The organism is bacterium, assembly GCA_037143175.1.
Lineage (GTDB): Bacteria > Verrucomicrobiota > Kiritimatiellia > CAIKKV01 > CAITUY01 > JAABPW01.
The window spans coordinates 15705-28208 of sequence record JBAWZF010000004.1; the positions used below are offsets into that span (position 1 = coordinate 15705).

Consider the following 12504-nt stretch of genomic DNA (forward strand, 5'->3'; position numbering starts at 1 on the left):
TTTGTATGCTTTGCGAATGCTGTCAAAAAAACGATGCGACCATTCATGTTACGCAACTGGTGAATAACCAGTCGCGGGAACTGCATCTCTGCGAGGGGTGTGCAGAGGAAAGTGGCATGAACGTGCAGAATGTCATGTCTATTCCCGAGATTCTTTTTGGTTTGGGCGCATCTGAAACTAAAGAAGAGGGCCAACAGTCAACTTCGAGCTGTCCCCACTGTCATTTGCGAGGGTGTGATTTTAAAAAGACAGCCCGCTTGGGCTGTCCGCACTGCTACGAAGCATTTGCGAAAGAACTCGGGCCCATGCTTGCCGCCATGCACAAGGGGATAAAGCATATTGGTAAAATCCCTGAATATTTAAGACAATCCCTTGAGAAGAGTGCGCTTTGCGAGGATTTGCAAAGGAAGCTGGAGGGGGCCATTCGTGATGAAAAATATGAGGAAGCCGCGTTTTTAAGAGATCGTATCCGGGAGGCGGGAAATGCTGCTGGATGATTTGATTCATAGGCCCGTTGCCTGGTTGGCTTCTGAAGGACCTGCGGGAATTGTTGTAAGCAGTCGGATTCGATTAGCTCGCAACATCGAGGGCTTGGCGTTTCCGGGGTGGGCTGGTGACGAGGAGTGTGTGCGGATTCTGGAGCAAGTTTGGGGGATGCTGCAGGGCATTGAGTGTCTTTCGCCTTGTCTGCCGGTGAATTTGGTGTCTCTGAACGCGGTCGATCGCGATTTTTTACGCGAGCGTCACTTGATCAGTAATGATCTGGCGCAAAAAACGCAAGGTAGCGGCGTGGTGATCCGATCTGATGAGCGCTTGAGTGTGATGGTAAATGAAGAGGATCACTTGCGGCTGCAAGCGTTACGGCCTGGATTGCAGTTGAAAGAGTTGTGGGCTGAAATTAATGATTTGGACTCTCAGATCGCGCAACACATCCATTATGCTTTTTCATCGTCACTGGGATATCTGACGGCTTGCCCTACGAATGTCGGCACGGGACTGCGTGTGAGTGCCATGTTGCACGTTCCGGGGTTGAGGTTGATTAACGAAATCGATCCCATTGTTAAGGGATTGACGAAAATCGGGCTTGCGGTTCGGGGACTGCAAGGGGAGGGGACCGAGGCATCTGGAAACATGTTCCAGATTTCAAATCAAATGACGCTGGGAGAGTCGGAACCTGTCATCATTGACCGTCTGGAGCGAATTGTAGCCGAGGTGGCTCAACATGAGGCCAACGCCCGGATTCGGCTCCAGGAGCAACGCGGAGCCTATATAGAGGATTTTGTTGGGCGCGCCTATGGGGTTTTGTGCCATGCCCGTGTTTTGAGCTCGCGCGAAGCATTGGATATGTTGTCCGCGTTGCGTTTTGGCTGTGAGTTTGATATGATTAAAGGGTTACAGGTTGCGGAGGTGAATCGGCTGGTTTTATATTCAATGCCGGGACATCTGCAAAAATCAGAAGGGCGCATCATCCCACCAGATGAAAGGGATTATGTTCGTGCCCGTCTAGTGAGAGAGACCGTTCGGCAGGCGTCGTTTTAGGCGATGACCTGTCGATATTAGTGGGAATCAGGACTTATGGATAATGCAGGAAATTACACGCCGCGCGCCAAACAAGTGATCCAAATCAGCCGGACTGAGGCGGATCGGTATAACCACTCCTATGTTGGCACCGAACATCTGTTGCTTGGGTTGGTGGCGTTAGGTCAAGGGGTTGCTGTTACGGTGCTTGAGCGGATGGGAATCTCCCTGGAGTCGTTGCGGCTTGAAGTTGAGAAAGTGGTAGGGCAGGGACCTGAAACCAAAACTGTCGGCAATGTACCCTTCACGCCACGTGCCAAAAAAGTGTTGCAATTGGCAAATGCCGAGGCGCGCGCCCTGCAACATACTTATGTTGGAACCGAACATATTCTATTGGGGCTTCTGCGTGAGGGGGAAGGTGTTGCCTCACAAGTGCTTCGGGCGTTGAACGTAGATCTTGAGACCACACGCATTGAGGTTATGAAGGAACTGGATCCAAATTATGAGCCTGAGGAGGGCGAGGAGCCTCCTGAGCCAGGTGCCAAGCAGCCTAAACAGGAGCAGAGTGATAAGCCTAAGACTCCCGCTTTGAACGCCTTCGGGCGTGATCTTACAGAGCTTGCCCGGAAAGGCGCATTAGACCCCATGATCGGGCGTGAGTCCGAATTGGAACGTTGTATTCAGATTCTTTGTCGCCGGACCAAGAATAATGCCGTCCTGCTTGGTGAGGCTGGAGTCGGAAAAACGGCTATTGTGGAGGGATTGGCCCAAGTGATTGTTGTTGGTTTGGTGCCGGACATTCTTCGAAACAAACGTGTGATTGCCCTGGATTTAGCCTTGATGATTGCCGGGACAAAATACAGGGGGCAGTTTGAAGAGCGCATCAAGGCCGTGATGGAGGAAGTCAAGCGAACGGGCAATGTGATTATGTTTGTTGATGAGATTCATACCATCGTTGGCGCGGGGTCAGCGGAGGGGACATTGGATGCCTCAAATATTATCAAGCCTGCCTTGGCGCGGGGTGAACTTCAGTGTGTGGGTGCTACTACGTTGAATGAGTATCGTAAATACATCGAAAAAGATGGCGCGCTGGAGCGACGTTTTCAAACAGTGATGGTGAACGAGCCCAGCGTAGATGACGCAATCCGAATCCTCAAGGGAATCCGGCATAAATATGAGGAGCATCATAATGTTAAAATCACCGATGAGGCCATTGATGCCGCGGCGCGTTTGACTGACCGGTATTTGTCCGGACGACACTTGCCTGATAAGGCGATCGATACCATTGATGAAGCCGGGGCCAGGGTTCGGATTGCCGCGACGACCCGGTCTCCCGAACTGCGTCGGAAAGAAGCCGCTATTGAAAAGATCCGTATAGAAAAAGAAGCGGCAATCAAGGGGCAGAAGTTCGAGGATGCCGCGCGATTACGGGATCAGGAACGGCGCGAACGGGAAGAACTTGAGGCGAGCGTCAAAAAATGGCAGGAGGCTGCTAAGAAGAAAAAGGTCAAGGTGACCGATGAGGATGTAATGGCCGTGATCTCCAAGTGGACGGGCGTACCTCTGAAAAAGATGGAGGGACAGGAATTGGCGCGGCTGCTGAATATGGAAGTGGAACTAGAAAAAACGGTCATTGGTCAGAAAGAAGGCATCGTAACCATTTCCAAGGCATTGCGACGGTCTCGGGCTGATCTTAAAGATCCCCGCCGTCCCATCGGATCGTTTGTGTTTCTTGGGCCCACCGGCGTTGGTAAGACGCTCCTCGCCAAGACGCTGGCCGAATTCATGTTTGATGAGGCTGATGCGCTGATTCAATTAGACATGTCGGAATATATGGAGAAGTTCACGGTGTCCCGTTTGGTGGGGTCGCCTCCAGGGTATGTGGGGTATGAAGAAGGCGGCCAGCTAACAGAAAAAGTGAGGCGTCGCCCTTATTCCGTTATTCTGTTTGATGAGATTGAGAAGGCCCATCCGGATGTCATGCATATGTTGTTGCAGATTATGGAAGAGGGGCGTTTGACGGATAGTGCCGGGCGTCAGGTTGATTTCAGAAATACGGTCATTATTTTGACGACTAATCTCGGCTCGGATTTCATTCGTAAAGGAGGGCTTGGATTTACTGAAGCAAGTTCAGTGATGAATTATGAGACTCTGAAATCCCGCATGCTTGAAGAAGTGAAAAGGGTGTTTAAGCCGGAATTTTTGAACCGCATTGATGAAATTGTGGTTTTCCGTCAATTTGAAAGGCCTGAAATGATCCGGATTTTGGAACTGGAGATCCGGAAAGTAACCGACCGTCTTGATCGAAAAGGTATTCATCTAGAGCTGACCCCAGAGGCACAGGAGTTTTTGCTTCAGAAAGGCTTTGATCACGCCATGGGCGCCCGTCCTTTACGGCGAGCCGTACAGCGATACCTGGAAGATCCCCTGGCTGAAGATATTTTGCGGGGTGACTTTGTGGGGGCCGAGAAGGTCTCTGTGCGAACAGGAGACGGTGGATTGGTCTTCAGTGCGGTTACCGGTAAGAAGGTAAAAGCCTAACGTCCGATCTGTGTTGTTGTCTAGCATGGGGAGAAGATTTTGTTCGAGTCACTCACAACTTCATTAGAGTCAGTTTTTAAAAAACTGAGGGGGTATGGTCGGCTATCAGAGCCGAATATTCGCGATGCCATGAGAGAAGTGCGTATGGCCTTGTTGGAGGCCGATGTGAATTTCGAAGTGGCTCGTGATTTTGTTTCACGCGTGAGTGAAAAATGTATCGGGGAAGAAGTCCTGCACAGTATTACTCCCGGGCAACAGGTCATCAAACGTGTACATGATGAGCTCGTTACGCTGCTGGGCGGGGCGAAAAATCGTCGTCTGGAGCTGAATCCATTGCCGGCACCGGTGATGCTGGTCGGATTGCACGGATCTGGAAAAACAACCACCTCCGCCAAACTGGCGGCGTTGTGGAAAAAGGATGGCAAAAATGTGCTTCTGGTGGGGGCGGACATCCGGAGGCCAGCGGCGGTAGACCAGCTGCGGGTTTTAGCCCAGCAGGTCGGTGTGGACATGTTGGCGCCTGAGCCCGGCGAAACGGTGCCAGCGTTGGGGCGTCGTGCTTTGGATAAAGCCGAAGCGAGTGGCCGGGATGTTGTTTTGTTTGATACTGGCGGCCGATTTCAGATTGATGATGAACTGGTGCAGGAACTCAAGGATTTGCGTGAGATTGTCAAGTGTCGCAATACGGTACTGGTAGTTGATGCCGCCATTGGGCAGGAATCAGTCCACGTTGCTGAAGTGTTTCACAAGGCTCTTGATCTCAAGGGGTTGATTCTGACAAAACTTGACGGGGATGCCCGCGGTGGCGCCGCGCTTTCGATCCAGAGCGTTACAGGCTGTCCCATTCTCTATACTGGCGTTGGGGAGCGTGTTGGGGAGTTAGAGCCCTTTTATCCCGAGCGGATGGCGTCTCGTATTCTGGGGATGGGGGATATTCTCAGCCTGGTGGAAAAGGCCCAGGAATCTGTGGATTTTTCCCAGATGGTGGAAATGGAGAAAAAGGTCAGGAAAAATCGACTTGATTTGGAGGATTTTCTGGGGCAAATTGCTCAACTTCGCAAGATGGGATCGGTTGAGAGTCTTCTGGATATGATGCCCATGGGTGGCGCCATGAAAGCCAAACTGCGGGAAGCGGGTGGGGGACAGGATTTCACACACTTTACAACTCGTGCCGAGGCGATTATTCGGAGTATGACCATTCAGGAGCGACGCCGGCCGGAGCTTTTGAACGCAAGCCGTAAACGGCGTGTGGCTGTGGGAAGTGGGACGCAAGTTCAAGACGTTAATGAGTTATTAAAGCGGTTTGATCAGGCCCGCGAAATGACAAAACGGATGGGATCGATGCAAAAGAGGTTGCGCCATCGGTGAGAATGTGTAATAGTGCGCCGCTTTTTGAGTCTTGGCGGTGAACCCGTTATGGGTTTGTGAGTGTTTTTTTAGGGAGGCATTGAATGTCAGTAAAAATTAGAATGACCCGTACGGGTGCGAACAAGGATATTTGTTATCGCGTGGTAGCCGCCGACAGCAGATCCCCGCGTGATGGAAAGAACCTTGAAGTGATTGGCTGGTATGATCCCAAGAAAAAAGGGATTAACTTCAATTTGAAGATGGAGCGAATTGATCACTGGGTCAGTAAAGGGGCCTTGGTTAGTGATACCGTAAAAAGCTTGATTAAGAAGCATCGCGCAGCATCCGCCCCCAAGGCATGAGTGAATTCTCGCCGTTAAGGATCGATGTTATTACCATCTTTCCGGGAATGCTTAATGGCTTTCTGGAAGAGAGTATCCTTAAGCGGGCAGCTCTGAAAGGGGCTGTTGTCTTTAATACGGTGGATTTGAGGAAATTTGCTGCGGATCGGCACCAAACTACGGATGATCGTCCGTTTGGAGGGGGCCCGGGAATGGTTATGAAGCCTGAACCGTTATTTAAGGCCGTGGAGTCAGTGCGGACCCCCGAAGCGCGTGTGATTTTGATGACGCCGCAGGGCGTACGATATGAGCAGGCTAAGGCTGTACAACTGGCGCGTGAACAGCATTTGATTTTTATATGCGGACATTACGAAGGTGTTGATGAGCGGGTGAGAACCCATTTGGCAACTGATGAAATTTCGATAGGGGATTACGTTCTAACGAACGGGGTTCTGCCGGCAGCGGTGGTTATAGACGCTGTGGTGAGATTGGTGCCAGGGGTGCTCGGAAATAGCGAAACGACGTGTGAGGAATCTTTCACGGATGGGCTATTGGAGTATCCGCAATACACGAGACCGCGTATGTTCAGGGGATTGGATGTCCCCGAAGTCCTTGTCTCCGGAGACCATGAAGAAATTGGTCGGTGGCGCAGGGATCAGGCAGAGCGTCGGACGAGGGATAAAAGACCAGACTTGTTGAAGGTGAGGGAACTATGATTGCAAAAGCATTGGCCATGATTCACAAGGAAAACCTGCGGAAGGATGCGATGCCGCCGTTTTCAATTGGTGACACTGTTAAACTGCAGGTTAAAATTCGCGAAGGCGCTAAAGAGCGCATTCAGGCATACACGGGTACCGTCATCGCACGGGATGGGCATGCCGCTACGGAAACTTTCACAGTGCGTCGAATTTCTCACGGTGTTGGCGTGGAAAGGATTTTTCCTGTTCATTCACCGAACTTGGCCAGTCTGGTTGTCGAGAGTTCCGGTCAGAGCCGCCGTGCCAAATTGTACTATCTGCGTGATCGCAGTGGTAAGAGCGCGAAGTTGCGCGAGAAGAATAAAGCAGACGGCTAAGGATTCCATTGCTCCAATTTGAACGTCAGGCATGGGGGCGTGGAATTTGTCGGCTAGCGGGTGTGGATGAGGCCGGTCGGGGCCCCTTGGCGGGCCCCGTGGTTGCTGCCGCGATTATTTTTGAAAGGCTTTTTCTCGAGGCCGAACAGTATGGTCGGCTCAAATCAGTAAATGATTCAAAGCGCCTGACTCCGCGTGAACGTGATCGTCTTTATGCTGAATTAACGGGGACGTGTCCCTGCGCTTTCGGTGTAGGAATTGCCTCAGTTTTCGAGATTGACTCCCTGAATATTCTGCGTGCAACTCATCTCGCGATGGCCCGCGCGCTTGGTGCCCTGTCCCCCCTTCCTGATTTCGTACTGGTTGATGGGTTGCCCGTCCCCGGGCTTTCTTGTCCGTCCCTATCTATTATTCAAGGTGACGGGCGTTCCTTGAGTATTGCCGCTGCCAGCATTATTGCCAAAGTTACGCGTGACAGGATGATGGTGGAACTGGATCAGCAATATCCCCAATACGCATTTGCCCGGCACAAAGGGTATGGTACCCGGGTGCATATAAAGGCGCTTCTGGATTATGGTCCATGTCCAGCTCATAGGCGGTCTTTTCGGCCAGTTCAAGAAATGTTGCGCTTGCATGGGACGGGTGGCAATTTCCCTCGGGATGATGTGTAATGACCTTTTCCATGCCATTCCATCTCAAGACTGGGCTTTGGGGTGAAAATCAGGCGGCCATCTTCCTTGAGGAAAAAGGGTATAAAATTATTGGCCGCAGATTCCGTGTATCAGCCCGGGATGAATTTGATTTAATTGCACGGCGGGGAAACGTACTTGTGTTTATTGAGGTCAAAACACGGAGGACGGAATTGTTTGGCCGACCTGCTTCGGCTGTGGATCGTAATAAGCGTCATCATCTTTCTCGTGCCGCAGTTCGCTATTTGCAGAGATTAAAGCAGCCGGTTAATTTCAGATTTGATGTGGTTGAGGTGGTGGGCAAGGAAGATTGTTCCAAGCCTGTGATCCGTCATATCGAGTCCGCCTTCACTTTGGATCGCTGTTATGTTCTGCCTTGGTGATGGAAATGTTGTCCAATGACAACGTGGCTCGAAGTGATAATTATTTCTGCCTTTGTGGTTGCGCTCTTGTTTAAGTTTGATATATTGCGCCCCTCATATCGCTGAAGCGCCCATCGTCTATCGGTTAGGACACCAGGTTTTCATCCTGGTAAGCGGGGTTCGACTCCCCGTGGGCGCGCCAATCTCCAACGGGTTCATTCTTTACAGTCATTCCTATTTCACGTATCGTCACAACGATTACTGAATAAATACTGCAAACTGAATAGTGAGGGTCAAAATGGCAGGTTTAAAACCCCTGAAAAGTAAGTTCAAACGTGTGCTTCTAAAACTTAGCGGAGAAGTACTTCAAAGTAAGAAAAGTGGACTCAGTATTGATCCGGAAGTTCTGGTGGGTTTTGCCAGGCAAATCAAGGCGGTGCGTCGTACCGGGGTCGAAATTGCAATCGTCGTGGGTGGGGGAAATATTTTCCGTGGACAAGTTGGTGAGACGCGTGGAATCGACCGCAATACCGGGGATTACATGGGAATGTTGGCCACTGTTATCAACGCGCTTGCCCTTCAGGATGCCCTTGAAAAAGAGGGGGTGGATACCCGCGTTCAGACCGCTATCGAAATGAGGCAGGTGGCAGAACCATTCATTCGGCGCCGTGCCTTGCGACATCTCTCCAAGGGCCGTGTGGTGATTTTTGGTGGCGGAACCGGAAACCCCTATTTCAGCACAGATACGGCCGCCGCCTTGCGTGCAAGCGAATTGGATGTAGACGCCTTACTGAAAGCAACTAAGGTCGATGGTATCTATAGCGCAGATCCCGTCAAAAATCCGAAGGCTAAGCGATATTCCCGCATCAGTTACCAGGAGGCTATTGCCAAGCAGTTGAAGGTGATGGATGCGGCTGCGTTTTCGCTTTGCATGGAAAATGATATTCCCATTATTGTGTTTGATTTCTTTAAGCCCGGAAATCTTGGGAAAGTAGTCGCTGGGGAGTCGATCGGAACCCTTGTTACAGAGTAGGAGAAGTTATGGAATCACTGGATGATGTCTTATTAGAAGCTGATGATAAGATGACGAAATGTCTGGCCTTTTTACATCAGGAATTTTCTGGTTTGCGGACTGGCAAGGCTTCTCCAAGTTTAGTCGAAAATGTCATGGTGCCTTACTATGGGGCCATGACGCGGCTCCGTGAAATCGGCGGGATCTCCACCCCGGAAGCACGCATGATTGTGATCAACTCTTATGATCCCACGGCGCTCCCTGCCATTGAAAAAGCGATCTTGGCAGCGAATTTGGGAGTAACTCCGAAAAATGATGGTCGAGTAATTCGCATTATCATTCCCGAACTCAGCGAAGAACGGCGCAAGGAGTTGGTGAAGGTTGCCAAACGAATGGCCGAAGAAGGCCGTGTGGCGATACGGAACATTCGCCGTGATTCCAATGAACAGATCAAGGCCCTTCAGAAGGACGGTAAGATTACGGAAGATGAGCGGGATCAGGGGTTGGCTCAGATTCAAAAAGAGACGGATTCCCACATTATGAAGGTGGATAATACTTTTGCTGCAAAAGAAAAAGAAGTCATGGCGGTTTAGTCGGCTGTCATCAGCCTTTTTTTGTTTTGACTCCCCTGGAGGTTAAGAATACTTTTTGCAAAAAGAGAGAGAGCCTATGAGCGAAGAGATAAAATCTGGTACGGGCCCCATTCCCCCTCGAGTGATAATCAAAAATCAGGGGCAAAGCGATGTTGCTGGGACGATTGCACCCGGGGCGGCCATAGCGACTCCGCCTTCAGTTTTAGAGAAGCAAACTGATGTAAGTCAGTCTCCCGTGTCTTTTAACAAGAAAAAGACAGCACGCATTGCCCTGGATCAAGTGACGGCTGAGCCTGGAGCCACTGTGTCCGTAGTAGGTGCTGGGCTCGCATCCAAGACCATTCGTTTAGCTCCGGCGATGTCGGGGCAGGTCTCTGCGACTCCTTTCCCCTCAGTCGGCAAGGCGCTAACCGGAATGCTGATTTCCGATGATGCCAAGCGCAAGACTTCCCGCATCTCCCTGGAATCAGTGTTGCCGCAATTGGAGGCCGCGTCAGCTGGAGGAGAGGCCACGCCGAAAACGATTCGTATTAAGCGGCCGTCGATTTCAATTCCTGCTTCAGTGTCTCAGTCCCAGCCTCAGGTCATTGAGCCTGTAGTTGTGGCGGCACCAGATGCAAAAAGTCAGACGGCGCGGGTGGATATACCGCCGGAGGCAGTTGCTGCGGAAGGGCAGCAAACCCAGAAGAAAACAATAAAAATCAGGCGTGCGGATGGCGGCGGGACGGAAGTAAAAGCCTCGCCTCGTCCGGTTAGTATCGCTCGGAATGAAGAAGAAGTTGCCGTTTCTTCGTCAGTGCAGGTTGCCAAGCCCCACTGGTCGTTTGTACTCATTGCTGCGGCGGCAGTGGTGACGTTGTGTGTGATGATGTATGTGCTGATGGCGCAGGCTTATCCCTCCCTTGGTTGGTCTGTGGGCGGGTGATTGTTTATTAATTTTTCTGTATGTAGGAGTAATGATTCATGGCTAACTCACAAGTTGTTTATATTACGGGTGCGAACTGGAAAACAGAAGTCCTGGAGTCTAAGATTCCCGTGGTCGTGGATTTTTGGGCAGAATGGTGCGGTCCCTGCAAAATGATTGCCCCTATGCTCGATGAACTTTCAACGGAAATGGCCGGGAAAATTAAGATTGCAAAGGTTAATGTCGACGAGAATCGTGACTTGGCGACACAATTTGCAATTCGCTCCATCCCTACACTGCTCGTTTTCAAAGAAGGGCAAGTAAAGGGACAAATGATGGGTGCCATGAGCAAGCTGCAGCTTCAGGACAAGCTGGCTGCTTTCCTGTAAGTTCATTACACCCACAGTTGACGATCCAGTGTGCGATACTGAATCGCTTCTGACATCTGATGCGGCTGGATGTGTTCTTGATTATCAAGATCTGCAATGGTTCGTGCCACTTTTATAATTCGATCATAAGCCCGGGCGCTGAAATTTAGTTCATTGATGGCCATTTTCAAGACGTCCTGGGCCTCGGTTGAAAGTGGGCAGAAACGCTGAATTTCCTTGGACTTCATCCCCGCGTTATTATGGATCCGGCGAAGTGATTTGAAGCGATCCCGCTGGATTTGTCGTGCAGCAATAACCCGGGCGCGGATGGCTGATGAGCTGTCACCCGGAGTAATGCCTGAAAGATCCTGATATCGAATTGTGGGAACTTCAACATGCAGGTCGATGCGATCCAGAAGGGGGCCTGATATTTTATTCCGATAGTTCTGGATTTGATTTGGCTTACAACGACATTCGCGTTTTGCATCACCGTAGTAGCCACACGAGCATGGATTCATTGCCGCGACCAACATGAAATGACAGGGGAATGTCACTGTGGCAGCCGCGCGGGATATGGTGACATGGCCATCCTCCAAAGGTTGCCGCATTACCTCCAGTACATTGCGATGGAATTCCGGAAGTTCATCCAGAAATAATACCCCGCGATGTGCCAGACTTACTTCGCCCGGCATAGGATGGGTTCCGCCACCCAGAAGACCTGCATCGGATATTGTGTGATGCGGGGCGCGGAACGGTCGCCTTACAATGAGTGCCTGATGCGAGGATAGCACACCGGCAATACTGTGGATTTTCGTGGTTTCAAGGGCTTCTTCAATCGTCATGGGCGGGAGGATTGAGGCTATCCGCTTTGCTATCATGGACTTCCCTGTGCCCGGCGATCCAATTAAAAGGAGGTTATGGCCGCCAGTGGCCGCGATTTCGGCAGCTCTTTTGGCGGTTTCCTGGCCTTTGACGTCAATGAAGTCATCCTCATAGTCCATGGGGACGGCAAAGGTTTGATCCAGATCCACATGATAGGGGGTGATCGGCGTTTTCCCTGCCAGAAAATCAGCGGCCTCCCGTAGATTCTGGACCGGATAGACCTCCAGGCCTTTTACCACCGCGGCCTCCTCTGCGTTATCGACAGGTACGAGAAGACCGCGCCGTCCTGCCTTACGCATGGCCAAGGCGATGGGAAGGACACCCTTGACGCGCCTGACCTCGCCGCTTAACGCCAACTCTCCAATCATCGCAAATTCAATGAGCTTTTCTGGCGGGAGATGATCCTGGGTGGCTAAAATGCCTATCGCGATGGGAAGATCAAAGCAAGGACCCTCTTTTTTGACATCGGCTGGAGCGAGATTGATGGTGGTTCGCCCGATATGGGGTCGGAAGCCTGAGTTGCTGATGGCGGTATGGACCCGGTCTTTGCTCTCTTTTACGGCGGCGTCAGGCAGGCCTACGATGATGATGCTAGGATCTCCATGCCCGGCATTGACCTCAATTTCAACGGGATAGGCGTCGACCCCGTAAACCGCTCCACTATACACCTTGGCTAGCATGATATTCCTTAATTAACTATGAATATAGTCACAGTATAGAAATGTCGCGAGGGATGCCAGACATTAGTTCATTACTCTCGCTTTGAAGAAAATTGATATCCGATCCGGTGACTTCGAGTTAGCTTTCTGTCACGAATTAGATGATATGGGAGTACATTGGGCACTTAGCAACAGTAACACGGATTTCATGCG

The 12504-nt window shown here is 51.0% G+C and carries 14 protein-coding genes and 1 tRNA gene; 14 read left to right on the plus strand and 1 reads right to left on the minus strand.

Annotated features, from left to right (window positions below; translation table 11 throughout):
* Positions 1 to 5: 5 nt before the first annotated feature.
* The 14 genes from WCI03_02585 to trxA all read left to right on the plus strand — a co-directional run bounded on the left by WCI03_02585 (position 6) and on the right by trxA (position 10771).
* Positions 6 to 497: a UvrB/UvrC motif-containing protein gene (locus tag WCI03_02585; GenBank protein MEI8138735.1), complete on the plus strand. Its 492-nt coding sequence runs from the start codon at positions 6 to 8 to the stop codon at positions 495 to 497.
* Complete coding sequence (locus tag WCI03_02590) at positions 484 to 1539, plus strand: protein arginine kinase (GenBank protein MEI8138736.1); 1056 nt, start codon at positions 484 to 486, stop codon at positions 1537 to 1539. The genes WCI03_02585 and WCI03_02590 overlap by 14 nt, the downstream gene beginning before the upstream one ends.
* A gap of 36 nt (positions 1540 to 1575) precedes the next feature.
* Positions 1576 to 4059, plus strand: a complete 2484-nt coding sequence (locus WCI03_02595; protein ID MEI8138737.1) for an ATP-dependent Clp protease ATP-binding subunit — start codon at positions 1576 to 1578, stop codon at positions 4057 to 4059.
* A 36-nt stretch (positions 4060 to 4095) separates the two neighbouring features.
* The gene (gene ffh / locus WCI03_02600; protein ID MEI8138738.1) at positions 4096 to 5427 is read left to right on the plus strand and encodes a signal recognition particle protein; all 1332 of its coding nucleotides are present in this window, start codon (positions 4096 to 4098) and stop codon (positions 5425 to 5427) included.
* A gap of 83 nt (positions 5428 to 5510) precedes the next feature.
* The gene (rpsP, locus tag WCI03_02605) at positions 5511 to 5768 is read left to right on the plus strand and encodes a 30S ribosomal protein S16 (GenBank protein MEI8138739.1); all 258 of its coding nucleotides are present in this window, start codon (positions 5511 to 5513) and stop codon (positions 5766 to 5768) included.
* Positions 5765 to 6463 (plus strand): tRNA (guanosine(37)-N1)-methyltransferase TrmD, encoded by a 699-nt coding sequence (gene trmD, locus WCI03_02610; GenBank protein MEI8138740.1) that lies wholly within the window; start codon positions 5765 to 5767, stop codon positions 6461 to 6463. The genes rpsP and trmD overlap by 4 nt, the downstream gene beginning before the upstream one ends.
* Complete coding sequence (gene rplS, locus WCI03_02615; GenBank protein ID MEI8138741.1) at positions 6460 to 6822, plus strand: 50S ribosomal protein L19; 363 nt, start codon at positions 6460 to 6462, stop codon at positions 6820 to 6822. Before trmD ends, rplS begins: the two co-directional genes overlap by 4 nt.
* Before the next feature lie 8 nt (positions 6823 to 6830).
* Positions 6831 to 7493 (plus strand): ribonuclease HII, encoded by a 663-nt coding sequence (locus WCI03_02620; GenBank protein MEI8138742.1) that lies wholly within the window; start codon positions 6831 to 6833, stop codon positions 7491 to 7493.
* Positions 7493 to 7894, plus strand: a complete 402-nt coding sequence (locus tag WCI03_02625) for a YraN family protein (GenBank protein ID MEI8138743.1) — start codon at positions 7493 to 7495, stop codon at positions 7892 to 7894. Before WCI03_02620 ends, WCI03_02625 begins: the two co-directional genes overlap by 1 nt.
* A 106-nt stretch (positions 7895 to 8000) precedes the next feature.
* Positions 8001 to 8075: transfer RNA gene (locus tag WCI03_02630), tRNA-Glu, on the plus strand.
* Positions 8076 to 8171: 96 nt separating this feature from the next.
* Positions 8172 to 8906 (plus strand): UMP kinase, encoded by a 735-nt coding sequence (gene pyrH / locus WCI03_02635; protein ID MEI8138744.1) that lies wholly within the window; start codon positions 8172 to 8174, stop codon positions 8904 to 8906.
* Positions 8907 to 8914: 8 nt separating this feature from the next.
* Positions 8915 to 9478, plus strand: a complete 564-nt coding sequence (frr, locus tag WCI03_02640; protein ID MEI8138745.1) for a ribosome recycling factor — start codon at positions 8915 to 8917, stop codon at positions 9476 to 9478.
* A 76-nt stretch (positions 9479 to 9554) separates the two neighbouring features.
* A complete protein-coding gene (locus WCI03_02645) occupies positions 9555 to 10403 on the plus strand; it encodes a hypothetical protein (GenBank protein ID MEI8138746.1) in 849 nt (282 codons plus the stop codon).
* Positions 10404 to 10441: 38 nt separating this feature from the next.
* On the plus strand, positions 10442 to 10771 hold the full coding sequence (gene trxA / locus WCI03_02650; protein ID MEI8138747.1) for a thioredoxin: 330 nt from the start codon (positions 10442 to 10444) through the stop codon (positions 10769 to 10771).
* Positions 10772 to 10776: 5 nt separating this feature from the next.
* On the opposite strand, the gene WCI03_02655 is transcribed toward trxA, so the two are convergent.
* Positions 10777 to 12312, minus strand: a complete 1536-nt coding sequence (locus WCI03_02655) for a YifB family Mg chelatase-like AAA ATPase (GenBank protein MEI8138748.1) — start codon at positions 12310 to 12312, stop codon at positions 10777 to 10779.
* Positions 12313 to 12504 lie beyond the last annotated feature (192 nt).

Excerpts from the sequence above, each read along its gene's own strand:
- rpsP (MEI8138739.1), top strand. The coding sequence starts at position 5,511 with ATGTCAGTAAAAATTAGAATGACCCGTACGGGTGCGAACAAGGATATT.
- pyrH (MEI8138744.1), top strand. The coding sequence starts at position 8,172 with ATGGCAGGTTTAAAACCCCTGAAAAGTAAGTTCAAACGTGTGCTTCTA.
- WCI03_02655 (MEI8138748.1), bottom strand. The coding sequence starts at position 12,312 with ATGCTAGCCAAGGTGTATAGTGGAGCGGTTTACGGGGTCGACGCCTAT.
- WCI03_02645 (MEI8138746.1), top strand. The coding sequence starts at position 9,555 with ATGAGCGAAGAGATAAAATCTGGTACGGGCCCCATTCCCCCTCGAGTG.
- WCI03_02590 (MEI8138736.1), top strand. The coding sequence starts at position 484 with ATGCTGCTGGATGATTTGATTCATAGGCCCGTTGCCTGGTTGGCTTCT.
- WCI03_02585 (MEI8138735.1), top strand. The coding sequence starts at position 6 with ATGCTTTGCGAATGCTGTCAAAAAAACGATGCGACCATTCATGTTACG.
- rplS (MEI8138741.1), top strand. The coding sequence starts at position 6,460 with ATGATTGCAAAAGCATTGGCCATGATTCACAAGGAAAACCTGCGGAAG.
- WCI03_02625 (MEI8138743.1), top strand. The coding sequence starts at position 7,493 with ATGACCTTTTCCATGCCATTCCATCTCAAGACTGGGCTTTGGGGTGAA.
- trmD (MEI8138740.1), top strand. The coding sequence starts at position 5,765 with ATGAGTGAATTCTCGCCGTTAAGGATCGATGTTATTACCATCTTTCCG.
- trxA (MEI8138747.1), top strand. The coding sequence starts at position 10,442 with ATGGCTAACTCACAAGTTGTTTATATTACGGGTGCGAACTGGAAAACA.
- frr (MEI8138745.1), top strand. The coding sequence starts at position 8,915 with ATGGAATCACTGGATGATGTCTTATTAGAAGCTGATGATAAGATGACG.
- WCI03_02595 (MEI8138737.1), top strand. The coding sequence starts at position 1,576 with ATGGATAATGCAGGAAATTACACGCCGCGCGCCAAACAAGTGATCCAA.